At 66.5% G+C, this 26,738-nt stretch carries 24 protein-coding genes and 1 tRNA gene; 12 read left to right on the plus strand and 13 right to left on the minus strand.

Features of this window, described 5'->3' with window-relative positions:
• Positions 1-43: 43 nt before the first annotated feature.
• Positions 44-1,156 (plus strand): class II histone deacetylase, encoded by a 1,113-nt coding sequence (locus NDB2M1_RS03755; RefSeq protein WP_072379617.1) that lies wholly within the window; start codon positions 44-46, stop codon positions 1,154-1,156.
• Positions 1,157-1,350: 194 nt separating this feature from the next.
• Positions 1,351-2,859, plus strand: coding sequence for a flavin-containing monooxygenase (locus tag NDB2M1_RS03760; RefSeq protein ID WP_253185751.1), 1,509 nt, complete (start codon positions 1,351-1,353; stop codon positions 2,857-2,859).
• A 32-nt stretch (positions 2,860-2,891) separates the two neighbouring features.
• Here NDB2M1_RS03760 and NDB2M1_RS03765 read toward each other — a convergent pair whose 3' ends face one another.
• Complete coding sequence (locus NDB2M1_RS03765) at positions 2,892-3,938, minus strand: AraC family transcriptional regulator (RefSeq protein ID WP_072379621.1); 1,047 nt, start codon at positions 3,936-3,938, stop codon at positions 2,892-2,894.
• 315 nt (positions 3,939-4,253) lie between these two features.
• Between NDB2M1_RS03765 and NDB2M1_RS03770 the strand changes: the two genes are divergently transcribed.
• The 3 genes from NDB2M1_RS03770 (at position 4,254) to NDB2M1_RS03780 (ending at position 9,365) form a co-directional block, all read left to right on the plus strand.
• A complete protein-coding gene (locus NDB2M1_RS03770; RefSeq protein ID WP_072379623.1) occupies positions 4,254-5,180 on the plus strand; it encodes an alpha/beta hydrolase in 927 nt (308 codons plus the stop codon).
• 60 nt (positions 5,181-5,240) lie between these two features.
• Positions 5,241-7,721 carry a TonB-dependent receptor gene (locus NDB2M1_RS03775; protein ID WP_072379626.1) on the plus strand — a complete coding sequence of 827 codons (2,481 nt, stop codon included), beginning with the start codon at positions 5,241-5,243 and terminating at the stop codon, positions 7,719-7,721.
• 81 nt (positions 7,722-7,802) lie between these two features.
• Positions 7,803-9,365, plus strand: a complete 1,563-nt coding sequence (locus tag NDB2M1_RS03780; RefSeq protein WP_143146602.1) for a fatty acyl-CoA synthetase — start codon at positions 7,803-7,805, stop codon at positions 9,363-9,365.
• Here NDB2M1_RS03780 and NDB2M1_RS03785 read toward each other — a convergent pair.
• Together NDB2M1_RS03785 and NDB2M1_RS03790 are read right to left on the minus strand one after the other, a co-directional pair.
• Positions 9,362-10,102 carry an SDR family oxidoreductase gene (locus NDB2M1_RS03785; RefSeq protein WP_072379631.1) on the minus strand — a complete coding sequence of 247 codons (741 nt, stop codon included), beginning with the start codon at positions 10,100-10,102 and terminating at the stop codon, positions 9,362-9,364. The two genes, NDB2M1_RS03780 and NDB2M1_RS03785, sit on opposite strands and share 4 nt — an antisense overlap.
• A gap of 11 nt (positions 10,103-10,113) precedes the next feature.
• Positions 10,114-10,431, minus strand: coding sequence for an EthD family reductase (locus NDB2M1_RS03790; protein ID WP_072379633.1), 318 nt, complete (start codon positions 10,429-10,431; stop codon positions 10,114-10,116).
• 144 nt (positions 10,432-10,575) lie between these two features.
• Between NDB2M1_RS03790 and NDB2M1_RS03795 the strand changes: the two genes are divergently transcribed.
• From NDB2M1_RS03795 to NDB2M1_RS03815, 5 genes are all read left to right on the plus strand, one after another.
• A complete protein-coding gene (locus tag NDB2M1_RS03795; protein ID WP_072379635.1) occupies positions 10,576-11,796 on the plus strand; it encodes a cytochrome P450 in 1,221 nt (406 codons plus the stop codon).
• On the plus strand, positions 11,793-13,316 hold the full coding sequence (locus NDB2M1_RS03800) for a class I adenylate-forming enzyme family protein (protein WP_072379637.1): 1,524 nt from the start codon (positions 11,793-11,795) through the stop codon (positions 13,314-13,316). The genes NDB2M1_RS03795 and NDB2M1_RS03800 overlap by 4 nt, the downstream gene beginning before the upstream one ends.
• Positions 13,313-14,563: a thiolase family protein gene (locus NDB2M1_RS03805; RefSeq protein ID WP_072379639.1), complete on the plus strand. Its 1,251-nt coding sequence runs from the start codon at positions 13,313-13,315 to the stop codon at positions 14,561-14,563. The genes NDB2M1_RS03800 and NDB2M1_RS03805 overlap by 4 nt, the downstream gene beginning before the upstream one ends.
• A 5-nt stretch (positions 14,564-14,568) precedes the next feature.
• Positions 14,569-15,162, plus strand: coding sequence for a TetR/AcrR family transcriptional regulator (locus NDB2M1_RS03810; RefSeq protein WP_072379641.1), 594 nt, complete (start codon positions 14,569-14,571; stop codon positions 15,160-15,162).
• Between the two features lie 163 nt (positions 15,163-15,325).
• Positions 15,326-17,443, plus strand: coding sequence for a PQQ-dependent dehydrogenase, methanol/ethanol family (locus NDB2M1_RS03815; protein ID WP_072379643.1), 2,118 nt, complete (start codon positions 15,326-15,328; stop codon positions 17,441-17,443).
• A 73-nt stretch (positions 17,444-17,516) separates the two neighbouring features.
• On the opposite strand, the gene NDB2M1_RS03820 is transcribed toward NDB2M1_RS03815, so the two are convergent.
• The 4 genes from NDB2M1_RS03820 to NDB2M1_RS03835 all read right to left on the minus strand — a co-directional run bounded on the left by NDB2M1_RS03820 (position 17,517) and on the right by NDB2M1_RS03835 (position 20,106).
• Complete coding sequence (locus NDB2M1_RS03820; RefSeq protein WP_072379645.1) at positions 17,517-17,879, minus strand: DUF427 domain-containing protein; 363 nt, start codon at positions 17,877-17,879, stop codon at positions 17,517-17,519.
• A gap of 2 nt (positions 17,880-17,881) precedes the next feature.
• A complete protein-coding gene (locus NDB2M1_RS03825) occupies positions 17,882-18,676 on the minus strand; it encodes an SDR family oxidoreductase (protein ID WP_253185752.1) in 795 nt (264 codons plus the stop codon).
• A gap of 66 nt (positions 18,677-18,742) precedes the next feature.
• Positions 18,743-19,201, minus strand: coding sequence for a DUF4437 domain-containing protein (locus NDB2M1_RS03830; protein WP_072379647.1), 459 nt, complete (start codon positions 19,199-19,201; stop codon positions 18,743-18,745).
• Positions 19,202-19,248: 47 nt separating this feature from the next.
• Entirely contained in the window at positions 19,249-20,106 is an 858-nt protein-coding gene (locus tag NDB2M1_RS03835) for an alpha/beta fold hydrolase (RefSeq protein WP_072379649.1), read from the minus strand.
• A 124-nt stretch (positions 20,107-20,230) separates the two neighbouring features.
• Here NDB2M1_RS03835 and NDB2M1_RS03840 point away from each other — a divergent pair, with 124 nt between their 5' ends.
• The gene (locus NDB2M1_RS03840; protein ID WP_072380107.1) at positions 20,231-21,136 is read left to right on the plus strand and encodes a LysR substrate-binding domain-containing protein; all 906 of its coding nucleotides are present in this window, start codon (positions 20,231-20,233) and stop codon (positions 21,134-21,136) included.
• Positions 21,137-21,314: 178 nt separating this feature from the next.
• Here NDB2M1_RS03840 and NDB2M1_RS03845 read toward each other — a convergent pair.
• The 5 genes from NDB2M1_RS03845 to infA form a co-directional block, all read right to left on the minus strand.
• Positions 21,315-21,390: transfer RNA gene (locus tag NDB2M1_RS03845), tRNA-Phe, on the minus strand.
• Positions 21,391-21,497: 107 nt separating this feature from the next.
• Positions 21,498-21,671, minus strand: a complete 174-nt coding sequence (locus tag NDB2M1_RS03850; protein WP_072379651.1) for a DNA gyrase inhibitor YacG — start codon at positions 21,669-21,671, stop codon at positions 21,498-21,500.
• Complete coding sequence (locus tag NDB2M1_RS03855; protein ID WP_072379653.1) at positions 21,668-22,663, minus strand: ribonuclease E/G; 996 nt, start codon at positions 22,661-22,663, stop codon at positions 21,668-21,670. The genes NDB2M1_RS03850 and NDB2M1_RS03855 overlap by 4 nt, the downstream gene beginning before the upstream one ends.
• Positions 22,656-23,249 (minus strand): Maf family protein, encoded by a 594-nt coding sequence (locus NDB2M1_RS03860; RefSeq protein ID WP_072379655.1) that lies wholly within the window; start codon positions 23,247-23,249, stop codon positions 22,656-22,658. The genes NDB2M1_RS03855 and NDB2M1_RS03860 overlap by 8 nt, the downstream gene beginning before the upstream one ends.
• Positions 23,250-23,265: 16 nt before the next feature.
• Entirely contained in the window at positions 23,266-23,511 is a 246-nt protein-coding gene (gene infA / locus NDB2M1_RS03865) for a translation initiation factor IF-1 (RefSeq protein WP_054120758.1), read from the minus strand.
• Positions 23,512-23,753: 242 nt separating this feature from the next.
• On the opposite strand from infA, the gene NDB2M1_RS03870 reads away from it, so the two are divergent.
• Positions 23,754-26,261 (plus strand): porin family protein, encoded by a 2,508-nt coding sequence (locus NDB2M1_RS03870; RefSeq protein ID WP_072379657.1) that lies wholly within the window; start codon positions 23,754-23,756, stop codon positions 26,259-26,261.
• Here NDB2M1_RS03870 and NDB2M1_RS03875 read toward each other — a convergent pair whose 3' ends face one another.
• Positions 26,262-26,672 (minus strand): PilZ domain-containing protein, encoded by a 411-nt coding sequence (locus tag NDB2M1_RS03875; protein ID WP_171955311.1) that lies wholly within the window; start codon positions 26,670-26,672, stop codon positions 26,262-26,264.
• Positions 26,673-26,738: the final 66 nt, after the last annotated feature.

Genomic DNA, 26,738 nt, shown 5'->3' on the forward strand with positions numbered 1-26,738 from the left:
GCTGCGCCGTGCGCGGTCCGTGGCAGCGTGGGAGAGAAACACAATGAGTAGCGGCACCCTGTTCCTGACCGATGAGCGTACTTTCTGGCACTGCACCGGGGTGCAGGCGCTGTTCTTCCCCATCGGCGACTGGGTCGAGCCGCCTTCGGGCAGCTACGGCGCCGATACGCCCGCTTCCAAGCGCCGCCTGCTCAATCTGGTGCGCGCCTCGGGGCTCGACCAGCATCTCGAAGTACGCAGCGCCGCGCCCGCCACGCGCGAGGATCTGCTGCGCATCCACCCCGCCAGCTATATCGACGAATTCAAGCGCGTGAGCGATGCGGGCGGCGGCGAGCTCGGCCTGTTCGCCCCCTTCAGCAAGGGCGGCTTCGAACTCGCGACGCTCTCCGCAGGGCTTGCCATCGAGGCGGTCGACGCGGTCGTCACCGGCCGCGCGCGCAACGCCTATGCGCTGTGCCGCCCGGCCGGGCACCACTGCCTGGCCGACCAGCCGATGGGCTTCTGCCTCCTTGCCAACATCCCCATCGCCATCGATGCGGCCAAGGCGAAGCATGGGCTCGGCAAGGTCGCGGTGGTCGATTGGGACGTGCACCACGGCAACGGCACGCAGAGCATCTTCTATGACCGCGCCGACGTGCTGACGATCTCGATCCACCAGGACCGCTGCTTCCCGCCGGGCTATACCGGCCACGAGGATCGCGGCGCAGGCGAAGGGCTGGGCTTCAACCTCAACGTGCCGCTCCCGGCCGGCAGCGGTCACGAGACTTATCTGCGGGCGCTCGACCGGGTGGTGATCCCGGCGCTGCAGCGTTACCAGCCCGATCTCATCGTCATCGCCAGCGGCCTTGATGCCAATGCCGCCGATCCGCTCGCGCGGCAGATGCTTCATTCGGAAAGCTACCGCGCGATGACCGAGCGCATGGTCAAGGTGGCCGAAGAGCTGTGCGGCGGGCGCCTCGCGGTGGTGCACGAAGGCGGCTATTCGGAAGCCTATGTGCCCTTCTGCGGGCACACGCTGATCGAGGCGCTGGCGGGGGTGCGGACCGAAGTGGTCGATCCTGAAATGGACTTCTTCGGCCCGCAGCAGCCGGACGACCGCATGCTGGCGTTCCACTTCGAACTCATCGAGGAAATGCGCGCAGGCGCAGGGCTTTAAGCTTCGGCTGTGCTGTGTTGAACGAAGGGCTGGCCGCAAGGTTGGCCCTTTTTTCGTGCCGACCTAAAATGGCAGCCCGGGCCAGTTTGTTGGCGGCTGGCGACGTTGCATCGCAGGGCCTCCTTGGAGACATTCCACGCTGCAATCATGCCGCGCCGCACCCCGGCGCGAGGCAGGCCAGAGTGGAGCAGGATGTGACCGAAGTAATGGAAAGACCGCAGCAGGACAGCACCGCCGCGACGCAGGATTTCGATGTCCTGATTGTCGGGGCCGGCATTTCCGGCATCGGCAGCGCCTATCACCTCAAGACGCAGAACCCGGACAAGAGCTTCGCGATCCTTGAAGCCAAGGACGATATCGGCGGCACCTGGCACACGCACAAGTACCCCGGGGTCCGCTCCGATTCAGACCTCTACACCTTCGGCTATCGCTTCAAGCCGTGGGTCGGCCCGCCGATCGCCACCGCCGAGGAAATCCGCAAGTACCTGCGCGACGTGCTCGCTGAAAACGACCTCGACAAGGCTATCCGCTTCGGCACGCTGATCACGCGCTGCTCGTGGTCGACTTCCGAGAAGCTGTGGACCGTGGAAACCCGCAAGGCTGATGGCTCTACCGGGCCGACCTACCGCGCCAACTTCCTGTGGATGTGCCAGGGCTACTACGACCACCAGAACCCCTACCTGCCCGAATGGCCGGGCATGGGCGACTACAAGGGCCAGCTCATCCACGCGATGAAGTGGGACGACGAAGTCGACTATGCCGGCAAGGAAGTCGTCGTCATCGGCTCGGGCGCGACCGCCGCGACGGTGATCCCGGTGCTGGCCGACAAGGCCAAGCACGTCACCATGCTGCAGCGCTCGCCGACCTACTTCTACTGCTATCCCAACCGCAGCGATCTGGCTGACAAGCTGCGCGAGATCGGCGTCGACGAGGACACCGTTCACCGCGTCGTCCGCCTGGACTATCTGCACAACCTCAAGATGCTCGATCACCGCGCGCGGGCCGAGCCTGACCTCGTGTTCGAGGAACTGAAGGAACTGATCCGCCAGTATGCCGGTCCCGACTTCCAGTTCGAGCCACACTTCACGCCGCGTTATCGGCCTTGGCAACAGCGCCTGGCTTTCATCCCCGATGGCGACATGTTCGAGCGGATCCGCGACGGCAAGGTGAGCGCGATCACCGACACAATCGACCATTTCACGGCGGACGGCATCAAGCTCGGCTCGGGCGACGAGCTCAAGGCGGACATCGTCATGGCCGCGACCGGCTTCAAGCTGCTGATGATGGGCGGGATCACCTTCGAGGTCGACGGCAAGGAAGTCGACTGGTCGGAAAAGGCGACCTACCGCGGGATGATGTTTGAAGGCGTGCCGAACATGGTCTGGGTCTTCGGCTATTTCCGTGCCGCGTGGACCTTGCGCGTCGACCTGCTCGGCGATTTCGTCTGCCGCATGCTGAGCCACATGGACGCGAAGGGCGCGAAGGAAGTCAACATCGTGATCCCGCCGGCACTGGCGAACGAGCCGCTGCTGCCGTGGATCGAGGACGACAACTTCAATCCCAGCTACCTGATGCGCGATATGGACAAGCTGCCCAAGCGCCTCGGCGAGCAGCCCGAATGGCGCCACACGCAGGACTACTGGCGCGAGGCGGAAGATATCCCGGCGGTCGATCTCGACGGCGCGGAGTTTGCTTATAGCTGAAGCAGCCTACCTGAAAATGTGGGCGGCAGGCCTCAGGCGAGAAGCTGGTTCCTCGCCTGGGCCTGCCGCCGGTACTCGAGCGCACCCATGCCCGACCAGCGCTTGAACGCGCGCGAGAAGCTGGACGGCTCGGCAAAGCCGACCGCGACGGCGATCTGCTCGATCGCCAAGTGGCCTTCCGTGAGCAATTCGCGCGCGCGGCTGTAGCGTGCCTCGTCGATCATCGCCGAAAAGCGCGTGCCTTCTTCCGCCAGCCGTCGGTGCAGCGTGCGTTCGGACAGCGCCAGCATGCGGGCGGCTTCGCCCGCTGTGGGGAAATCCGTGTCGCTGCGGCTGAGCCGGGCAGCGAGCCGCCCCTTTATCGTGCCATCGGTCTGCGCGCGGCGCAGAATACTGTCACAGCGCGAGCTGTAGAGCGTCACGAGATCGCTGTCCGCCATCGGCAGTGGCAGGCTTGCCGCGCCCGGCTTGAACAGCCACTGCGTCTGCTCCGCATTGAACTGGACGGGGCACGGCATATGGCGGCGCTGCTGCTCCCAATCGGGCGCAGGCGGCGCGGCGATGGTCACACGCTCCAGGGGCAAGTCTCCGCCCATGAGATCGGCCACCAGTGTCCGGATCGCGCCGAGATCGCGATAGTGGGAGAAATCGCGCAGCTCCTCGGAAAGCTTTCCGTACGTGCCGATAAGCGCAAAGGCGCCGTTGGGCGCAGAGGCATAGCGATAATTGATAAGGGAATATGTCAGCGCCTGACAGCGGCAAGCGATCTGCAGCGCCTCGCCCAGCGTGCGCGACGTCATCATGGCAAGGCCGAGCTCGCCGAACTTGATCGCCCGGTAGCGCAAGCCGACATCGAACCAGATGTTGCGCGCGCTGGCCGTGCACGCCGCAAACGACTTTTGCAGCTGCATTTCTTCCTGCGCCAGCAACTGGCCGCAACCGACGTCGAGGCGCACCGGCCGGACATGGCTGGTGCGGCAGAAATCATCCCAATCAACCCTGGTCTGGCTGGCCAGGGCGCTGCGCATGATCCGAGCGCTCAGATCCGGCAAGGTCGCGTAGAGTGCATTGGAGTCCATGCTCCATCCCCTCCTCTTCCCCTAGTGCTGCCCCTAGTGCTGCCTTGTTTTTTGGCAGCGTACCTGTCGCTGGCCACATCCGTCAATAACTTGGCGCGCAGCGACATGGTGCGTCGACGCCCCTTGGCATAGCTTTACCGATAACAGGCAGAAGCTTTGGGGGGATATCGTTATTTATCATATCTTTGCCGCACGACCATTCCGGACGGAACATGGCGGCCCCAAACAAGCAATGCTGCGGCATTTCGCCGCCAGAGCCCGCGCGCATGATCGCAGCGGGCTGAATCTGTCTTTCCAGGTTGCAGGAGCGCTTTGATGGAAGAACCGTTTGTCTTGCCGGAAACCGCCGCGGTGCTGGCCGGAATCGCCGAGCAGGGCGGCCCGCACCTCGCCGATCTCTCCGCGACCGACATGCGCGCGGTCTATCTGCAGATGGGCGCGCTGTTCGATGTGCAGCCCGAAGCAGGCGTGCGCTGGAAGGATCTCGATGGCCCATCCTGCAAGCTGCGCACCTATTTCCCCGGCGAAGCGGCGGCCGGCCCGGTCGTGCTTTACATGCACGGCGGCGGCTGGGTGATCGGCGATCTCGAAACGCATCATCCGGTCTGCAGCACGATTGCCGCGATCACCGGCTGCCGCGTCGTTGCGGTCGACTACCGCATGGGTCCCGAAGACCCCTACCCCGCCAGCCATGACGATTGCGTCGCGGCGGCCGGGTTCGTGCTCGGCAGCCCGGCGGAGCTTGAAGCCCCCGTCACCGGCCTCGCCACGGCCGGCGACAGCGCGGGCGGCAATCTGGCGTACTACGTCGCTGCCGTGCTCGGGGCCGAGAAGGTCAAGGCGCAGCTGCTTGTTTATCCCTGGCTCGATTGCACCGCGCCGGATCGCGGTTCGTACAAGGCGTTCGGCGAAGGCTTCATCCTCGATGCGAGGCTGCTCGCGCGCTTTGCGGCGGATTACCTGCCCGGCGATGGTGTCGCCGCCGGACCCGCTGCATCGCCGCTGCTGCATCCGCTGCCGGCTGCGCTGCCGCCTGCGGTGATTCTCACCGCGGGCCTCGACCCCTTGCGCGATCAGGGCCGCGCGATGGCCGGCCGCATGGCCGATGCCGGGATGGAGGTCCACTTCATGGAAGCGGCCGGCCTCATCCACGGCCTTGCCACGATGCGGGCCGCATTCCCGACCGCCGACCGCATCCTGCGGCGCGCGATCGGCGTGTTTGCAGATCTGGTGAACGGCTGACGAGCCCCCCGTCAGCCCGAAGCCACAACAACAAAACGACAGACCAAAGGAGAGGGAAAAATGAGCAAGATCAGGCGCAACCTAATGGCGACCTCGGCCGCCATCGGCCTTGCAGGCATCGCACATCCGGCCTTCGCGGCCCCGGCCCCGGCTCCCGCCGCGGAACAGGCCGCGGCAGAAGAGGCCCCGGTCGGCGAAATCATCGTTACCGCCAACAAGCGCAACGAAAACATCAGCAAGGTCGGCGCCAGCATCGCCGCGTTCGACACCTCGCTGCTCGAGCGCCGCAACATCAACAGGGCCGAAGACCTAACCAAGTATGTCCCGGGGCTGACGCTCGCGCCGTCCACACATGCCACACCGGTCTACACGCTGCGCGGCATCGGCTACAACGCGGACGCGCTTGGCGTCTATCCGGCGGTCAGCGTCTCGATGGACCAGGCCCCGCTCACGTTCCCGGTGCTTGCCGGCCACTCGCTTTATGATCTTGAGCGCGTCGAAGTCCTAAAGGGCCCGCAAGGCACCCTGTTCGGCCAGAACTCGACTGGCGGCGCGATCAACTATGTCGCGGCCAAGCCGACCAAGGAACTCCAGGCTGGTTTCAACCTCGATTACGGTCGCTTCAACGAAGTGCACGGTGCTGGCTTTATCAGCGGCCCGGTCAGCGAAACGGTCGGTATGCGCCTCTCATTCGACGCCATGCATCGCGACGCCTGGCAGTACAACTTCCTCGATCCGAAGCAGAAGAACGGGACAACGAATTATGTTGCCGCCCGCCTGATCACGGAATGGCAGGCCAGCGACAAGCTGAAGTTCCAGCTCAACCTCAACGGTTCGGTCGATCGCTCCGAGCCGCAGGCGCTGCAGATCATCGCGACGGTGCCGTCGGTCCCGTCTGCGCCCTCGTTCGCAGAACTCAACGCGCCGTTCACGCCGCAGAACCTGCGCGCCGCCAGCTGGACCACGGTCGCCCGTATCCCCGGCCCGCTGACCGGCGGCCTGCCGTTCCCGCCCAATCCGGCACCTGGCTACACCCCGGGCTTCCAGTCTGTGACCGAACCGGCCATCCCGTCCGGCGACCGCACCCTGTTCCAGGCAATTCTGCGCGCCGACTTGCAGGTGACCGACAGCATCGCGATCACCTCGATCACCGGCTACAACCGGCTCAGCCAGAAGATGTCGTTCGACCTGGACGGTTCGCCCTTCGAGATGGTCGACGCTCCACGCGACGACGGCACGATCGACGACTTCTCGCAGGAACTGCGCATCTCGAACGCCGCATCTCCGGGTCAGCGCTTCCGCTGGACGCTGGGGGGCAATTACAACCACTCCAAGGTCAACGAGATCCAGGACATCACCTACGGCGACAACTCGCTGTCGAACGCGGGTACGGCGTGGATCCACATCAGCACCGTCGACAGCCGGGGCAAGATGGACAACATCGCGGCCTTCGCCAACGGCGAGTATGACCTCACCGACCAGCTCACCTTCAAGGCCGGCATCCGCTACACGCACTCGATCAACAACCAGCGGATGTGCAACAACGATGCTGCGCCCGACCAGCGCGTTTCGGTGCTGTTCGGCCTCGGCTTCAACAATCCGGGCAGGTGCTACTCGTTCTTCCCCGATTTCACCAACGGCAAGCCCTACCTCGGCCGCCTCGCGGAAAACAACGTCTCGTGGCGCGCGGGCCTCGACTACAAGCCGAACAGTGACCTGCTGCTCTATGCCAACGTTTCGCGCGGCTTCAAGGCGGGCAGCTTCCCGGTGATCACGGGCGCGACGGTCGACGTGTTCGCGCCTGCCCGGCAGGAGCGGGTGACCTCGTATGAAGGCGGCTTCAAGGCCAAGTTCATGAACAACACGATCTCGTGGACGGGCGCGGTCTTCTATCAGGACTACAAGGACAAGCAGATCCAGGGCACCGTCGATACCGCCCTGTTCGGCCTGCTGCAGCGCCTCGACAACGTGCCCAAGTCGCACATCTTCGGCGTGGAGACCGATATCGTTCTCCGCCCGGTTTCCGGGCTGACGCTGTCGGGTTCGGCGAGCTACCTCAAGACCAAGGTGGACGAATACACCGCCACCACGGTCTTCGGGAACATCCTTGGCAACGGCTATGGCAGTGCCGGCACGAAGTACAACTTCGCCGGCAACCGCCTGCCTTTCGCGCCGTCATGGAGCCTCACCGGCGACATCGACTACCGCGTTCCGACGGGCAATGGCGGAACCGTCTTCGTCGGCGCCTCGGCCAGCTACCGTTCGGATGTCGACGCCTATATCGGCGGCAGCTCGCTGAAGATCCCGCCGGCACCGTACCGCTCGATCAAGACCTTCCCCTTCCGCATCGACGGCTACACCATCGTCGATGCCCGGATCGGCTACGAGTTCCCCGGCGACCGGATCTCGATCTCGGCGTGGGGCAAGAACGTGTTCAACAAGTTCAACGTCCAGAACATCATCTCGTACAACGATATCATCACTCAGGCGACCGGCATGCCGGCAACCTATGGCGTATCGCTCCGGGTGAAGTGGAAGTAAGCAAGGGCTTCAAGGGGGGAGCAGTGCCGCGTGCGCTGCTCCCTTTTTGCTGCGCAACATACCAAGGTTCAAAGGGTCCCCATGTCCTCGTCCATGCAGCCTGATCCGGTCATCGCCCGCGCGCGGGCGCAATCGCTTTCCGCCATGCTCACGCGCTCGGCTGAGCGGCATGGCGCCAAGACCGCGATCATCTGCGGCGAGGTGACGTGGAGCTATGCCGAGTTTCACGGCGAGGTCGAGCGGCTCGCCTCGGGGCTGCGACAGCTGGGGATGCAGCCGGGTGACCGCATCGCCATCCTCGCACGCAACAGCCACGCCTTCATCGCGCTGCGCTTCGCCATCGCACGGGCCGATGCGGTGCTCGTGCCGATCAACTTCATGCTCAATGCCGAGGACGTGCGCTACATCCTCGACCATTCGGGCGCGCGCGTGCTGTTCGTCGACGAGACCACGATCGAGACCGGCCTTGCCGCCCGCAGCGACGCGCTCGAACATGTCTACGGCATCCCCGGCGAATGGGCGCCGTCGCCTGCCGGCCTGCCTGCGTGGACCGACCTCCTCTCGGACGATCCCCTCGCCCCGCAAGAGCGCGGCGGCGAGGACCTGCTCCAGATCGTCTATACCAGCGGCACGGAATCCCGCCCCAAGGGCGCGATGCTGTCGCACAATGCGGTGCTGTGGGAATACCAGAGCTGCATCATCGATTGCGAGTGGACGGCGAGCACGGTTGCGCTCCACGCCATGCCGCTGTTCCACTGCGCCCAGCTCGATTGCATGATCGGGCCTGCGCTCCATGTCGGCACGACCAACGTGATTACCGGCTCGCCCGCGGCGGACAATGTGCTGCAGCTGCTGGTGCAGCATAAGGCCACTTCGTTCTTCGCGCCGCCGACGGTGTGGATCTCGCTGCTGCGCTCGCCGCTGATGGAGACGGCCGACCTCTCGGCGCTCGAGAAGGGCTATTACGGCGCCTCGATCATGCCGGTCGAAGTGCTGCGCGAAATGAATGCGCGGATCCCGCAGCTGCGCCTGTGGAACCTCTATGGCCAGACCGAAATCGCCCCCGTCGCGACGATTCTGTTCCCCGAGGAACACGCCGCGCGGCTGGGGTCAGCGGGCCGCCCGACGCTCCATGTCGAAACCCGCATCGTCGATGATGCCATGCAGCCCGTGGCCCCCGGCGAAGTCGGCGAGATCGTCCACCGCTCGCCCCAGCTCCTGTCGGGCTACTGGAACGACCCCGAGCGCACGGCGGATGCCTTTGCCGGCGGCTGGTTCCACAGCGGCGATCTCGGCGTGGCGGACGCGGCGGGCTACATCACCGTGGTCGACCGCAAGAAGGACATGATCAAGACCGGCGGCGAAAACGTCGCCTCGCGCGAGGTGGAGGAAGTGCTCTACCAGCACCCGGCGATCAGCGAAGTGGCGGTGATCGGCCTGCCCGACCCGAAGTGGATAGAGGCAGTCACCGCCGTGATCGTGCTGCGCGACGGGCATGTGCTGGAGGTGGAGGCAGTCCTCGCGCACTGCGCCGAGCACCTTTCAGCGTTCAAGGTCCCGAAGAAGGTCGTCTTCGCCGAGACCCTGCCGCGCAATGCCAGCGGGAAGATCCTGAAGCGCGAACTGCGGCTCTCGCTGCTTTAGGCCGCCAGATACTCCCCGCCCGTCACAAATACGACCTGCCCCTGGATCATCGCCGCCGATGGGCTCGCGAGGTATTCGATCAGGCTGCAGTAGTCATCATGCGTCACATTCCGCCCGCTCGGGCTGGCGGCGGCCGCGGCGGCGAGGATTTCGTCGGTCTTCTCGCCGTAGACCTGCCGCAGCGCTTCGGTATCGACGGCACTTGGCGCGACGCAATTGGCCCGCACGCCGAGCGGCGCCAGTTCACGCGCCAGATAGCGGATCAGGCTTTCCGCCAGCGATTTGCCTGCGCCGACGGCGGCATAGTTCGGGATCACCATACGGCTGCCTCGGCTGGACAGGAAGAACACCGTGCTGCCCCGGCGGAACAGCTTCGCCGCGGGCTGCACCAGATAGACCAGCGCGGTGCCGTTGAGGTTGATCGCTTCGGTAAAGGTCACCGGATCGACGGTCAGCAGCGGCTCCGGCAGCACTTTCACCGCGCAGTGGACGAGCTGGTCCAGCCGGTCCGTCTTCGCGGCCACTTCCGCCACGACCGCCTGCGCACCCTGCGGCGTGCTGACATCGCCCTGGATCACATGGCAGCGCGCGCCCAGCGCCTCGATTTCCGCCTTGGCGCTGTCCGCCGACGCCTGATCGGCGCGGAAATTGAGGAACACGTCCGTATCGGGCTTGGCAAACCGCTTGGCGATGGCGAGGCCGATGCCCTTGGTGCCGCCGGTGACGAGAATGGACATGGCGCGCCCCCTCAGCCGTCGTGGCCGATGGAGGAGACGAGCGTTACCCCGAAGCGCTCGATCATGCCGCCGGCATCGGCCCGCAGCGCCAGCCATTCCGGGGTTTGTTCGTCCCGCTCGAGCGCAGCCTTGTCCGGCCAGGTCATGATCGCGAAGCGGTAGGCCCCGGCCTCGGCGCCTTCGAGCCCTTCGGCGACGAGGATGGTCTCGAGGCTGGTCAGGTTCGGCAGCGCGCGCGCCAGCGGGGCGTGGACATTGGCATAGGCGGTTTCGAAGGCCTCGCGGTCCTCCGGCTTGGGCGCCGACCATAAGGCAACGAGCTTGAGCATGCATCCTCTCCCGTGGCGCTTGCCTCTTTTGTGCAGCCTTGCTGCACCTGTCGCGCCTTCGCCGAGAGGCTACCAAACAAGTGTTTGCTATGGCAAGGGTGCGATGATAGCCAAAGCGCGAATTTGCCAAGGTTCAGCCGCGTCATGCCCCAAACCGCCCTCGTCTTCGATCCGCGCGATCCGGACGTCATCCAGCGCCCGCTGGAAACCTTGCTGCGCCTGCAGGCGGAGGACCCGGTGCACTGGTCACCGCTGCTCAAGGGCTGGGTGCTGACGCGGCATGATGATGTGAAGGCCGTGCAGATGAACAGCGGTGTGACCTCGGACCGCCTCACGCCCTTCTTCGACAGCCAGCAGGGCGAGGAACGCGCGAAGCTGGCGGACCTGATCCGCTATCTGAACACCTGGGTCGTGTTCAAGGATCCGCCCGACCACACCCGCCTGCGCACCCTGCTCAACAAGGTCGTGACCCCTGCCGTGATGCGCGATCTCGAAGCCGGGATCGCCGAACTGGCGGACGGGCTGCTCGACAGGATCGCAGCGCGCGGGGACGGTAGGTTCGAGTGCATCAGCGAGTTCGCCCATCCCCTCCCCGCGAGCGTCATCATGGACCTGCTCGGCATCCCGCGCGAGGACATGGAAGCCTTGCGCGACTGGTCGATGCAACTCCAGCCGTTCCTCGGCAACGCCACCAGCACCGGCGACAAGTACGAGACCGGGCGTGCAGGGATCGTCGCCATGGCGGACTACTTCCGCGCCGCCGCCGAAGACCGCAAGACCCGCCCGCGCGGCGATGTCATCTCGCATTTCGTCATGCTGCAGCAGACCGGCCAGATCAGCGAGGAAGAACTGATCGGCTCGTGCATCCTGTTCCTCTTCGCCGGGCACGAGACGACCACCAACCTTATCGGCAACGGCGTGCGCGCGTTGCTGCAGAACCCCGAGCAGAAGGCGAAACTGATTGCCGAACCTTCGCTCGTCGCCGGTGCGGTGGAAGAAATGCTGCGCTTCGAAGGGCCGACCGGCGCGGTGGTGCGCGTGGTCAAGGAACCGTTCGACATGCGCGGCAAGACGCTGCGCAAGGGCGACCGGGTCTATGCCATGGTCAATGCCGCCAACCACGATCCCGAAGTGTTCGAGGACGCGGCGCGGTTCGACATCACGCGGACGCCCAACCGCCACCTCACCTTCAACCACGGCATCCACTTCTGCCTCGGTGCGCCGCTCGCCCGCGCCGAGGGCCGCATCGCGATCACCCGCCTGTTCGCGCGCTTTCCGAACCTCGCGCTGGCGTCGGACACCGCCGAATACATGGACACGCTCACCATGCGCGGCGTGCGCGAAATGCCGATGGTGACGGGATGATCGAGGCGCCCGCCTTCGGCATGCCAAGCGTTTGGGCCACCCACGCCCGCTTCGCGCCCGACAGGATCGCTGCCATCTGCGGCGAGCGCCGGATGACCTGGGGCGAGTTCGACAAAGGCACCGCGCGCGTCGCCAATGCGCTGATCGGCCTAGGCGTTCGGCACGACGAACCCGTCGCGCTGGTGATGACCAATTCGCTGGACATGCTGGAAGTCATGTTCGGCATCGTCCGCGCGGGCGCCTGCATGGTGCCGATCAGCGGGCTCCTGACGGGCGCGCAGATCGCGACGATGATGGCCGACAGCGGCGCGAAGACGGTGTTTGTTTCCGCGAGCAACCGGGCGCTGGTGGATTCCGCAGCGCTTCCGGCAGATATTCGCCGGGTCGCCATCGGCTTCGCAGGCGAAGGCTGGGAAACGCTCCCCGCTGCCTCGGACAGCGACCCCGCCGTTCGCATCCAGCCCGACGACCGCTTCAACATCATCTACAGCTCCGGCACCACGGGCCTGCCCAAAGGCATCGTCCAGAGCCACGGCGCGCGCATGCATTTCGCGTGGTCCAACGCGCTCGAACTCGGCATGACGCGGGACAGCGTGACGCTTGTCACGACCGCGCTCTATTCCAACGGCACGATGTTCATGGTGCTCCCGCCGCTGCTGCTGGGCGCGACCATCGTGATCATGGAACAGTTCAGCCCCGCCGGCGCCCTTGCGCTGATCGAGCGACACCGGGTGACGCACGCCTTCATGGTGCCGACGCAGTGCATCGTGACGCTCGATGATCCGGCGCTCGGCCAGCACGATCTTTCCAGCCTCAAGGCGCTCCTGTCCGCCGGTTCCTCGCTGCGGCCCGACACGCGCGAAGCGGTGATCGAGCGCATGACGCCCAACGTCTATGAACTCTATGGCTTCAGCGAAGGTTTCGCGACGATGCGCAAGCCGGGCGACAAACCTTCCCGCCCCACCGCCGTCGGCCGCCCGGTCATCGGCTTCGACATGCGCATCATCGGCCATGACGACCGCGAAGTGCCACGCGGCCAGCCGGGTGAGATCGTCGGGCGCGGGCTCGGCATGATGGCGGGCTATCACAACCGGCCCGACCTCGACGCGGCGATCCTGTGGCGCGACGACAACGGAACCGAATACCTGCGCAGCGGCGATATCGGCATGATCGACGAGCAAGGCTTCCTCCATATCGTCGACCGCAAGAAGGACATGATCCTCTCGGGCGGTTTCAATATCTTTCCTGCCGACCTCGAAGCGGTGATCGGCCAGCACCCGGAGGTGCAGGACGTGACCGTCATCGGCATCCCGCACCCCAAGTGGGGCGAGACACCGCTCGCGCTGGTCATTCCGCGCGGGGAACCGGACGCAGCGGCGCTGCTGGAATGGGCCAACGCCCGCCTCGCCAAGACGCAGCGTCTCGCGGACCTTGAATTCCGCACCGAATTCCCGCGCAATGCGCTGGGCAAAGTGCTCAAGCGCGAGTTGCGCGCGGCCTATTGGGAGACCGCCGGATGACGGACGTCTATATCGTCGGCAGCTATTCCAGCGCCTTCGGCAAGTTTCCGGGTCGCAGCTTCAAGGACCTGACGCGCGAAGTCTACCTCGGCGTGCTCGCCGATGCGGGCCTCGCCAATGGCAACGACATCGGTATGGCGTGGTTCGGCAATTGCGGCATGTGGACCGATGGGCAAGGCAGCATCCGCGGGCAGGTCTGCCTCACCCCGCTGGTGCGCGAGGGGCTGTTCCCCGAACGCGTGCCCGTCATCAACGTCGAAGGCGGCTGCGCCACGGCCTCGATCGCGCTCCACGGCGCGTGGAAGGATGTGCTGAGCGGCCAGACCGACCTCAGCATCGCCTTCGGCGTCGAGAAGACGTTCAATTCGGCCCATCCCGAACGCACCAAGGCCCTCTTCGACGGCGGCATAGACCAGTATGACCCCGAGGAGTGGATGGCCTACTACGCCGCGGCCGGCGAGGCATCCGGCAAGCCGTTCGAGCCGGGTCCGGGCCGTACGATCTTCATGGATACTTACGCCATGCAGGCCGCGTGGCACATGCGCACCCACGGCACCACCGAACGCCAGATCGCGATGGCCTGCGCCAAGAACCACAACGCTTCGGTGCACAATCCCAAGGCGCAGTACCGCTTCCCGCTGACAGTGGAGGAGGTGCTGGCGGACCGCCCGGTCAGCTGGCCGCTTACCCGCTCGATGTGCGCGCCCATCGGCGATGGCGCCGCCGCTGCGCTGGTCTGTTCGGGCGCGTGGCTCGCCCGCCAGCCCGCCGACGTCCGGGTCCGCGCCGTTCGCATCGCCGCGAGCACGATGACGGCGGGCAAGTATCGCCGCCTCGATGAGCCGGGCCTCTCGCAACTGGCCGCGCAGAAGGCCTACGAGGCCGCCGGCGTGACTCCGCAGGATATCGACATTGCCGAAGTCCATGACGCGACCTCGTTCTGCGAGATCTACCAGTCCGAGATGCTCGGCTTTTGCAGCATCGGCGAAGGCGGGCGGCTGGTCGAAAGCGGGGCGACGTCTCTCGGCGGCTCGATCCCGATCAACCTCTCCGGCGGCCTCGTCAGCAAGGGGCACCCGGTCGGCGCGACTGGCCTCTCAATGATCGACGAACTCATGCTCCAGCTGCGCGGCGAGGCCGGCCCCCGGCAGGTCAGCGGCGCGCGCATTGCCTTGGCCGAGAACGGCGGCGGCGTGATGGGGTTTGACGAGGCGGCCTGTTCGGTCATGATCCTGCAGAAGGATTGACCCGCATGGCGACCACGGCACCCAAACTCGAAGCACGCGGTGGCGAGAGCCGACGCGAGGCGCTGCTCGATGCTGCAGCCGAAATGTTCGCGGCCAAGGGGTACGACGGCACCTCGATCCGCGACATCGCGGGCGCGGTCGGCATGCTGCCGGGATCGCTCTACTATCACTTCAAGTCCAAGGAAGACCTGCTCATCGCGGTCTACCGCAAGGGGGTTGCCCGCTTCGAGGCCGCTATCGACCAAGCGCTCGCCAGCACCGGCGCCGATCCATGGCAGGCCATCGAGGCTGCCTGCGCCGCGCACCTTTCGATCCTGCTCGACGGCGGAGACTACGCGCGCATCGTCAATCCCGAATTCGTGCGCTCGTTCCCGGCGGAGATGCTCCCCACGCTCAATGCGGAGCGCGACCGCTACGAGCGCCATTTCGAGAAGCTGATCGCGGCGCTGCCCCTCGCTGCCGAGACCGACCGCTGGCTGTTCAAGGTCGCGCTGTTCGGCAGCCTCAACTGGTCGCAGACGTGGTACCGCAAGGGTCGCTACACGCCGCAGGACATTGCCGCTGCCTTCATCGGCATGCTGCGCAAGCAGGACGCGTGACACGGCCTCCGGGGCGCTTGGCGAAAGGCAGGAAAAGCCAGAAAATTGGCCAGATAAATCATCGCCCTGATGCGCGGCCTATGGTGCAATGTGGCATGGCGGCTTGACCAGTCGATAAACAGGGACCCGGGCAATGCCGGGCCGCTAGGAGAGGGATAGAGGTATGCGCATTTCGTTTGTGCGAAAGTTTGGGCTGGCTTCCAGTCTGGCGCTGGCGGCGGGAGCTATTGCAGTGCCGGGCGCGATGGCGACGGTGACCGAAGCGATGCTGCGCGGCGTGCCTGGGGCCGAATGGCTGACCTATGGCGGTGACTATGCCGAGCAGCGCTTTTCCCCGCTCAAGCAGATCAACGAATACAACGTCGATCAGCTCGGCCTTGCCTGGTACGCGGACATGGACTCGGCGCGCGGGCAGGAAGCGACGCCGCTGGTGCATGACGGCGTGCTCTATGTGACCACCGCCTGGTCGATGGTGAAGGCCTATGACGCCAAGACCGGCAAGCCGCTCTGGGCCTTCGATCCCAAAGTGCCGCGCTCCACGCTCTACCGCGCCTGCTGCGATGCGGTGAACCGCGGCGTCGCGCTTTATGGCGACAAGCTGTTCGTTGCCGCGCTCGATGGCCGCCTGCTGGCGCTCGACCAGAAGACCGGCAAGGTGCTCTGGGAAAAGGTCACCGTGCCCAACCAGACCGACTACACGATCACCGGGGCGCCGCGCATCGTGAAGGGCCGCGTGCTGATCGGCGCCGCCGGTTCCGAATACATGGCCCGCGGCTATATCGCCGCCTACGATACCGAGACGGGCAAGGAAGTCTGGCGCTTCAACACCGTGCCCGGCAACCCGGCCAAGGGCTTCGGCGCCGAGGGCGTGAACAAGGCGGCGCACGAGGCAGCAGCGAAGACCTGGGGCAACAAGTGGTGGGAACTCGGCGGCGGCGGGACCGTCTGGGATTCGATCACCTATGACCCCGAAACCAACCTCGTCCTGTTCGGCACGGGCAATGCCGAGCCGTGGAATCCGGCGGCGAACGGCCGCGCGGGTGACAGCCTCTACACCTCCTCGATCGTCGCGGTGAACGCCGATACCGGCCAGTACGCATGGCACTATCAGGAAACCCCGGAAGACCGCTGGGACTTCGATTCCGACCAGCAGATCACCGTCGCCGACGTCACGATCAACGGCGAAAAGCGCCATGTTGCAATGCATGCGCCCAAAAATGGCCATGTCTACGTGCTCGACGTGAAGACCGGCAAGTTCCTCTCCGGCACGCCATGGGTACCGGTCAACTGGGCGACCGGGCTCGATCCCGAAACCGGCCGCCCGAACATCAATCCTGACGCGAAGTACGAGAAGACCGGCAAGGCCTTCGTCAGCCTGCCCGGCGCGGTCGGCGCGCACTCGTGGCAACCGCAGAGCTACAGCCCGAAGACCGGCTATCTCTATATCCCGACCAATCTTGCTGGCTGGCCCTATCTCGCGGCCAAGGACTGGAAGCCCACCTCGATCGGCTGGAAGATCGGCATGGATGGCTACGCGGTCTCGATGCCCGCCAACCTCAAGATCCAGGAAGGCGCCAAGGCGGCGACCAAGGGCCAGCTCGTTGCGTGGGACGTGGCCAACCGCAAGCCCGCTTGGAAGATCGAGCTCACCGGCCCGTCGAACGGCGGCGTGCTGTCGACCGCGGGCAACCTCGTGTTCCAGGGTACTTCGGGCGGCGAATTCGTCGCCTATACCGCCGACAAGGGCGAGAAGCTGTGGTCGTTCCCCGCCCAGACCGGGATCATCGCCGCCCCGATGACCTACACGATCGACGGCGAGCAATATGTCGCGATCCTCGCCGGCTGGGGCGGGGTGTGGGACGTTGCCACCGGCGTGCTCGCCAGGAAGGGCGGCGCGGCGCGCAACATCAGCCGGCTGCTGGTGTTCAAGCTCGGCGCCAAGGGCCAGCTCCCCGAGCCGCCGCCGATGAACCAGATGGTGCTCGATCCGCCGCCGTTCACTGGCACGCAGGCGCAGGCGACGCATGGCGGGCAGCTCTATGGCCGCTACTGCGCGATGTGCCACGGTGACGCCGCCATTTCCGGCGCGCTCAACCCGGATCTGCGCCACTCCGGCGTGATCGCCTCGGCCGACGCGCTGAAGGCCATCGTGATCGGCGGCCAGCTCCACCAGAACGGTATGGTCTCGTTCAAGGCAGTGCTGAAACCCGCCGATGCCGAAGCCATCCGCATGTACATCATCAAGCGCGCCAACGAGGACAAGCAGCTGGCCGCAAAGTAGGCCGCCGCTGGACACGCGAAGGGGCTGCCGGCACGCGTCGGCAGCCCCTTTCCTTTTTCGCAGCGGTCACCGGTTACAGGCTTACTGCGATCCGTTCGGCGTAGAACGCGATCATCCCGGCGATCCCGGCAACCTCGGGATAGACCTCCGGATAGCTCCACGCGACAGGAACATCGGGTGCCTCAGGCAGCGCCCAGTAGCGCGCGTCGCCTTTGTACGGGCAATGCGTGGTGCGCCCCGGCATGGGGACAAGCGCGGTGAAGTCGACCGACGCGCTCGGAAAATAGACCACCGGCTCGTGGTTCTGCTCGTCCAGCCGCACGGCATGGCGGGTTGCCGCGATGAGCCGCGAGGGCGTCCGCGCCTGCACCACGACGGGCAGCGGGACGAGGTCGATGCGGTAGTCGGGCCGCGTCAGGTAACCGGAAGGGCGCATGGTCAGATTCCTTTCGTTTCGCCCCCGTCGACGCGCAGCGCGATGCCGGTGATCCAGCGCGCGGGCGGCGAGACGAGGAACGCAATGGCTTCGGCAATGTCTTCGGGCAGGCCGAGACGGGCGATCCCGGCCTTGGCGACAAACCCGGCTGCTGCATCGGCCGGTTCGAGCCCCTCGACTTCGGCCAGCCGGTCAAACATCGCGCGCCGGCGGTCGGTGAGGATCGCGCCGGGCAGCAGGCTGTTGACCTGCACGCCGTCCTTCAGGCCCCGCTCGGCAAAGGTCTTGGCGAGCGCGGCAATCGCGGCATTGATCACGCCGACGGCGGCAAACTCGGGCTTGGGCGCCAGCGCGGACGTGCCGGAGGTGATCACCACCGAACCGCCGCTGGCCTTGAGGGCGCCCCACGCCGCCAGCGTCAGACGACGCGCGGCATGGAACTTGAGCGCCAGGCCATCGTCCCATTCAGCGTCGCCCAGCGCGAAAAGGTCTTTCTGCGGCACCGCGCCGGCCACGTTGACCAGCGCATCGATCCGTCCGGTCTCGGTCAGCACAGTGCGTACTGCGGCTGCCGGAGCATCGGGCTCGCGCAAGTCGCGGGCGATGCAAATCGCGCGGGCGCCCTCGGCACAGATCGCGGCGGCGGTCTCGGCCAGCATCGTCCGGCTGCGCGCCACGATGGCGACCGTGCCGAAATCGCGTGCGAGGCGAATGGCAACGCCGCGGCCGATCCCGCGGCTGGCGCCGGTAACAAGGGCAACGCGCGCCGTGGGGCGCGAAGCGGGCATGGTTGTCATGAGAAGTCTCGGGAAAAAGGGAGATTGGCCGGCAGCCTCATGGGACTGCCGGCCACCCGCGCCGCCTTACTTGGCCGGGACGTAGTCGAACTTGCCCGGCTGAACGATGAAGAACACGCAGTCTTCCTTCGAGAGGCACTGGGTCACGTGGGCTTCCTCACCTTTCTGGAACCAGTACGAACCGGCGGCGAGCGGGATGATCTTGCCGCCCGGCAGCTGGTTGGCGCCGACGCCCTTGATCACCACCGCGAAGTAGTCCTCGGTGTGGGTGTGGACCGGGCTGACGAAGCCGGCCGGCATATGGATGAAGGTGCCGTGACGGCCGTGCTGGAGATCGCCATAGGCCGGGCCGGCCTGCAGTTCGCCCTTGTCGGTCTTCACGCCCGAACCGAAGAAAGAGATCTGGTCGACGGGGATGCTCACCGAAGGGCCTTCGTGCACGGGGCGCGGGGCATCCTGTGCGGCAGCGAGGCTGGCGCTGCCAACGGCGAACGCGATGGCGAGGAACAGGGTCTTCTTGATCATGATGGAACTCCTTGAACTGTGAGGTTGGTTGAGCGGATTGGAGGTACTCAGGCCGCGAAGGTGTCGATGATCTCGGCGGCGACGGTCTCGGCATTCTCGTCGAGCACGAAGTGGCCGCTATCGAGCCAGACGAGCTTCGCGTCCGGCAGATCGGCGAGGAACGCCTCGGCACCGGCGGGAGTGAAGAACGGATCGCCCCGGCCCCACGTGATCAGCGTCTTGGGCTTGTGCGCGCGGAAGGCGGCGTGCCAGCTGTCGTAGGCGGCGACGTTCGTCTTGTAGTCATCGAGCAGGTCCAGCATGTAGGCATCGGTGCCCGGGCGATCGAGCAGCGCCTGGTCATGGGTCCAGTTGTCCGGGCTGATCGCGGCTTCATCGCGCGCGCCGACCAGATACTGGAACTGCGTCGTCCCGGCGGCAAGGAAACCGCGCGCAGCCGCTTCGGTTTCCGCATTGCGGTTTTCCCACAGCGGCAGGAACACTTGCGCGGCCGGTTCGCCCACGCCCGCCGTGTAGGCATTGGTGTTCTGGATCACGAAGCCGCGCACCGCTTCGGGGCGCTGGGCGAACAGGCGGAAGCCGACCGGGCCGCCGAAGTCCTGCATGTAGAGGATGTACGAGGTGAGGCCGAGTGCATCGATCAGGCCCGCGACATGCGCGGTAAGGTCGTCGAAGGTGTAGTCGAACTCGGTCGCGGACGGAGCGTCCGACTGGCCGAAGCCGACATAATCGGGGGCGATCACGTGGAACCGGTCCGCCAGCAGCGGGATCAGGTTCCGGAACATGAAGCTCGAGGTGGGGAAGCCGTGGAGCAACACGATCGTCGGCAGCGCGGCGTCTCCGGCCTCGCGGTAGAAGATCTTGCGGCCGCCAACGGTCGCGGTCTTGTAGGTGGTCTGGGTCATGCGTCCGTTCCTTTTCAGGTGTGTGGCGGGGCCATCGCCGCCGCTGAAGAGGACCTAGACCCTTCCGTTATCGCCGAGTATTCGATAAGATCGGGAACTTGGCTCCCGCCGGATGGAAGGCTCCATGGACCGTTTCGATGCCCTGCGCACGCTCGTCGCCGCTGTCGATGGCGGCAGCCTGTCCGCCGCCTCGCGCACGCTGCGCATGCCGCTGTCCACCGTGAGCCGGAAGATTTCCGAGCTGGAAGAGCATCTTACCACCCAGCTTCTGGTGCGAACCCCGCGCAAGCTGCTGCTCACCGATGCGGGCGAAGCTTTCGTCCACACCGCCAGGCGGCTGCTGATCGAGCTCGACGAGGCCGAACGCGCTGCCTCGGGCGAATACCGCGAGCCGCTCGGCGAATTGCTCGTCACCGCGCCGATCGCCTTCGGCAAGCTCCATATCCTCCCGGTCGTGCTCGAATTCCTGCGCGCCTATCCCAAGGTCGATGTGCGGCTCGTGCTGGCGGACACGGTCGTCGATCTGATCGACAACCATGTCGACGTTGCCGCGCGGCTGGGTCGTCTGCCCGACAGCGGTCTGGTGGGCATGCGCGTGGGCGAGGTCCGCTGGATCACGGTCGCCAGCCCGCGCTACCTCGCCGAGCGCGGCCTGCCCGAAACGCCCGCCGCGCTGGAGGCGCACGATTGCCTAGCGTTCGAGGGCCTGCAGGCCTCGCGTACCTGGAACTTTTCCGGCGAAGCGGAAGGAACGCCGCTGCAGATCCGCCCGCGGCTCGGCGTCAACACCGCCGATGCGCTAGTCGAGGCGGCGAGCGAGGGGCTCGGCATCGCGCGGATGACCTCCTACCAGGCCGCGCCTGCATTGCGTGACGGGCGGCTGGTGGAAATCCTGAAGCCCTATGTCGGCCGGTCGATCCCGGTGCACCTCGTCCACACCGGCCCCGCACTCCTCCCGCTCAAGCTGCGCGCCTTCCTCGATTTCGCAGCACCGCGCCTGCGCGCCTCACTGGCCGCCCTGCCACGCTGAGATCGGGACCGCGCTTCTCGTCGATCGATCTCGCCTCTGCGGCTCAGCAAGACCGACCTGCAGCCCGACGGACCGTATTGACGGCCGACCGGCGAAATCATGCGATGTGCCGCAACCTAGGCGCGGGCTTCCAGCCTGCTCAAACAATCGATGCTGTTGAAAGTTCAGCTCTCGGAAGTGGTGCCCGGGGACGGAGTCGAACCGCCGACACCGTGATTTTCAGTCACGTGCTCTACCAACTGAGCTACCCGGGCATCGTTTCGCAAGGCCGCCATAGGGCCTCAGCGCGTTGGAAGGGCGCCTATGGCGAAGGCGTGGCGGCTTGTCCAGCCCCTTGATGACGAAATCGCGCCATCTTGCCTCAGTCTACATCGCCCTCGGGATCGTGCACCGGGCCGGGGAGGGTGTAGCCTTCCTCCAGCCAGTTGACGAGATCGCGGTCGCGGCAGCGGGGGGAGCAGAACGGGGCGTATTCAGCGCTGCGCGGCTTGCGGCAGATCGGGCAGCGGCGAATGGGAGCGGCGGGGGTCGTCATGCGGCCACTGCCTGCGCGAAGGTGGCGGCGGGCGCAAGAGCTGCGTCTTCATGCCATTGCAGACGGCGGCCGGTGCGGCGGGCGAGTTCGGCTTCCCATTCCGCCAGCATCGCGCGGCGCACGGCGGGGTGCGCGGTGAGCAGCAGGGTGCCGGGCTCGGCCACGCGCTCGGCCTGCCGCAGCAAGCGGCGCGCTGCTGCTGCAGCAGGCGCTCTGGCGAAGCGCGCCACCAGCGAAGGTCGCTCCAGCCGCGCAACCAGCTGGACGAAGCCGAAGCCATTCATCCCGGTGCGCTCACCCTGCCAGCCTGCGGCCTCCAGCGCAGCGACCAGCGCCTCATCGACCGCGCGGCGCTGCGCCTTGTCCGCAAGCGAGGGGAAATCGATGCCCACCGACCCGCCGATATCGAAGCGCAGCAGCGCCGCGGCAATCGCCGGCGCCGCGGCCAGCGCCAGCGCGGGAAGCGGCGGTGGGCCGTCAATATCGATCAGGGTCATCGCCGGGGTCGGGCTGACGACAAGGTTGCCGCCCGCGAACGCTACTTCGCCGGTCAGTGCTTCGGCGACAAGATCGTCCCACCCGGCTTCGGCAAAGGCGCGGCCATGCACCGGCACGTCCCGCACCGGATAAGGCCCGGCAGCAAGCTCCTCCAGCAGCGACGGCGCAGGCTTGAGCGCCTCACCCGCCGCGGGACGGACCTGCGGCAATTTGGTGCGCCCCCTCTCGGCAATCGCGGAGCGGGTCACGCGGACCATGACCGGGCGCCCCTCGGTCAGCGCAGGATCGAACCCCTCGCCCAAAGCCTCGCTACCATCGGGCAGGCGCACCACGGTGCGGCGGGTGCCGGGAATGCGGCCGACGAGGCGCGCCTCCGTCACCGCGCCCGCGCGCCAAGGTTCATCCCACAGGATGCGCGCGGCCAGTATCTCGCCCTGTTCGACAAGGATCGCGCGTTCTTCGCCGATCCCCGCCTCGATCAGCCACTCAGGCAATCGCCAGCCCCGCCGCGCGCAGAAGACGGCGCGTCTCGTAAAGTGGCAGACCGACAACGCCCGAATGGCTCCCGGCCAGCCACGCGCAGAAGCCTTCCGCGCTGCCCTGGATGGCATAGCCGCCCGCCTTGCCGTGCCACTCGCCCCCGGCGATATAGGCCTCGATCTCGGCGGGCTCGAGCCGCTTGAAGCGCACGATCGTCTCGCTCAGCGCCTCGCGCAGCGTGCCGTCGGGCGAGAGCACGGCAATGGCGGAGAACACGCGGTGGCGGCGGCCCGAGAGCAGCGCAAGACACCGCCTTGCCGTCGCCTCGTCCTCGGCCTTGGGCAGGATGCGCCGCCCGACACCCACGACGGTGTCGCCCGCAAGGATCACCGCCTCGGGTTCCAGCGCAGCGGCGGCACGCGCTTTCCCGGCAGCGAGGCGCACCGCGTGATTGCGTGGCAGTTCGCCGGACAGCGGGGTTTCATCGATGTCGGTGGCGAGAATGCGCGGCGCAGTCACGCCAAGGCGGGCCAGCAACTCGCGGCGGCGCGGGCTGGCCGATGCCAGCACCAGCGCGGGTGGTTCGGAAGCGGGCGGCACTGCTGCCGCAGCGAGCTCAGAAACCGCCAGGACCCGAACGGCCGGGCATGAAGCGGTAGGTGATGCGGCCCTTGGTCAGGTCATAAGGCGTCAGCTCGACCAGCACCTCGTCGCCCACCAGCACGCGGATGCGGTTCTTGCGCATCTTGCCGGCGGTGTGGCCCAGAATCTCGTGCTCGTTCTCCAGCTTCACGCGGAACATCGCGTTGGGGAGCAGTTCGACCACCTGGCCGCGCATCTCGAGGAGTTCTTCTTTCGCCATAGGCGGGGTCGTCTGCCTTTTTCGCTTGGGTGCATGCACGCATTGCGGGCGCCAGAAGCGCCCTTGCGCGCGGCGCATAGCGATCTCGGCGCAAAAAGAAAAGCGCGAAGGCAATTGCTGCGCTGCGACAAATTGATACGAAAGGGTCATTGTCGGGCGCTTATGGGCGGCCCTAGGACCGTCGCGGGGGTTGGAACCAGCAACCGGGCCGGAAATCCCGACTCGCCAACAGGATACGTTCGATGGCCCTGCCGCAAAGCTCCGCCGCGCTGGCACTTGCCCTGCTCCCGGCTTCCGCACTCGCTGCGACCGGGCCGCAAACCGCACCCGCCCCGCCCGCCGAGGCCGATGCGCCGGTGGCGGTGGGCGGCACCAACGGGACCATCGATGCCGACGGTGACATCGTCGTTGTCGCCACCCGCGTGCGCGGTCAGGTCGAGACCGCGGCGCCGCCGATCGTCACGCTCGGCGAGGAGGATATCGCGGCCTATGGCGCCAGTTCGCTCCAGTCGCTGCTCGCCGCGCTCGCCCCGCAGACAGGCACCGGACGCGGGCGCGGCGACGGGGCGCCGTCGGTCCTGCTCAACGGCCTGCGCATCGCCAATTTCCGCGAGATCCGCTCGATTCCGCCCGAAGCGATCCGCCGCGTCGAAGTCCTGCCCGAGGAAGTCGCGCTCAAATACGGCTTCCGGCCCGACCAGCGCGTGGTCAACTTCATCCTCAAGGACAAGTTCCGCAGCTTCGGCACCGAGACCGAGGCCAAGCTCCCCGGCGCGGGCGGATTCAGCGATCTCAGTGAGGAACTGACGCTCACCCGCATCGACAAGGGCAGCCGCCTCAATCTCACCGGCACACTCGAACGCCGCTCGCCGCTCACCGAGGCCGAGCGCGGGATTGTCCAGCCTGCCGTCAGCGGCGCGCAGACCGGGCTGATAGATCCGAGGCAAGGCGACTACCGCACGCTCCTTGCCGATCAGCGCAGCGCCATCCTCAACGGCACATATGCGAAGTCGCTCGGCACCGGCGCATCGCTGACGCTGAACGGCCTTATCCAGCGCAACGACAATCGCAGCCTCAACGGGCTCAACAGTATCGTCCTCACCGCGCCCGACGGCAGCCTGGTCCAGCGTACCACGCTGCTCCCTGCCCCCCTCGCCAGTCGCACCGTCGCGGAAACATATTCCGCAGGCGCCTCGCTCAACCTGCCCGTCGGCGCATGGCAGCTCGCATGGACAACGGACGGCAGCCATGTGAACACGACCACCACGATCGATGCCCGCGCCGATCTTTCGGGGCTGCAGACGCTGGTCGATCAGGGCTCGCTCTCGCCCTTCGGCACATTGCCCGTCGATGCGATCCTGCCCACCCCGCAAGGCATCGCCCGCAGCAAGTCCGATACCGCAACGACGCTCGCCACCGTCACCGGATCGCCGCTGCGCCTCCCCGGCGGGCAGACCGCGCTTACGCTCAAGGCGGGCTTTGCCTACAATGGCCTGCGCTCCTCGGATTCACGCCAGCTCGCCGCCCCCGCCAATCTCCGGCGCGGTGATGCGCAGGCCGGTTTCAGCCTCGATCTGCCGATCACCAGCCGCCGCGAGAACTTCGGCAGCAAGCTCGGCGACATCTCGCTCAACGTGAACGCCGAGGTGCACAACGTGTCCGACTTCGGCGGCCTCACTGCCTATGGCGCGGGGATCACCTGGGGCGTCACGCCCAAGCTGACTTTCGCCGCCAATTACATCGCGAGCGAGAAAGCGCCTGGCCTTGCCGACCTCGGCGCGCCGGTCACGATCACCACCGGCGTCGCGCTGTTTGACTTCACGCGCGGGGAAAGCGTGCTTGCCACCGTGATCACCGGCGGCAACCCCGCGCTCAAGAAGGAACGCCAGCGCGACATCAAGCTTTCGGCCAACTGGGACTTGCCGATCGGCAAGGAATCCGCGCTGCTGCTCGAATACTTCCGCAATCGCTCGCTCGATACGACCAATGCCTTCCCGCTGCTGACCCCCGATGTCGAAGCTGCATTCCCCGGCCGCGTCACCCGCGACGCCACCGGCCGCATCGTCAGCGTCGATCAGCGCGCGGTGACCTTTGCCGAGACAACCGGCTCGCGCCTGCGCGCCAGCCTCAATTTCGGCGGCCCCTTCGGCAAGCCCGATCCCAATGCCCGGCGCAGCGCCTTTGCCGGCATGCGCAGGCCCGGCGGCGGGGCACGTCCCGGCAACGGTGGGGGCGGCGGCGGGCGTGGCGGCCCCGGCGGTGACGGACGCGGACACTGGAACCTCAGCCTCGCCTACACGCAGGAGCTTGACGAGACCGCGCGGATCGTTCCCGGCAGCCGCGTGCTCGATTTGCTGAACGGCGATGCCCTGTCCGGCGCGGGCATCTCGCGCAGCAGCGCGACGCTGGAGGGCGGCGGCTTCTATCGCGGTTTCGGCCTTCGCATTTCAGGCACTTACGCCAGCGGCACCCATGTCGATGGTTCAGGCGTACCCGGAGCCTCGCGCCTCGATTTCGGCGATCTGGCGACGTTCAATCTGCGCGGCTTCATCGACCTCGGCCGCATGGGCAATCTCATCGGCCGCGCGCCGTTCTTCAAGGGCGCCCGCGTCGCCTTCGGCGTGAACAACGTGTTCGATGCCGTGCAGAAAGTGACCGACCAGACCGGCGCCACCCCGCTGCGCTACCAGCGCGGCTACCTCAATCCCGAGGGCCGCGTGTTCAGCATCGAATTGCGCAAGCAGTTCTGATCAGGAGAACGGGCGCAGACGCGGGCGGCCCTGCAGCGGGCTGCGCCCATGGCGCTGGACATTCGCCGCTTCCTGCCGTGCCCGCGCATCGGCGTGGTGGCGCACGTTGACCACTTCGTGCAGCGGCAACGGCTCCTCGAACTGGATGCCGAAGCGCGCTCCTTGCGACCAGACTACCGTGCCGAACACGTCGAGCCCGGCGGCTTCCAGCACCACGCCGGCGCCGACACCGGGCAGCCTGGCCGCAATCGTCACCCGCGCGCCCGCCTGCGAAAGATCATCGAGCAGGCAATTCTCCTTGCCGTGCAGCAGCAGCACCGTCGCCGGAATAAACAGCCGCACGCGGGGGGTCGCGCGGCGTCCGGTGATGCGCGGCATCGGGATGATCGACTGGGAGGGCTGCGGGCTCATGATGCGCGTGTGCATGCGCCAGAAGAGATTATGCGAGCGTTGAGATGGTCCTAGCAGGATACCCCT

It is taken from the genome of Novosphingobium sp. NDB2Meth1 (genome assembly GCF_900117425.1).
Classification (GTDB): Bacteria; Pseudomonadota; Alphaproteobacteria; order Sphingomonadales; family Sphingomonadaceae; genus Novosphingobium.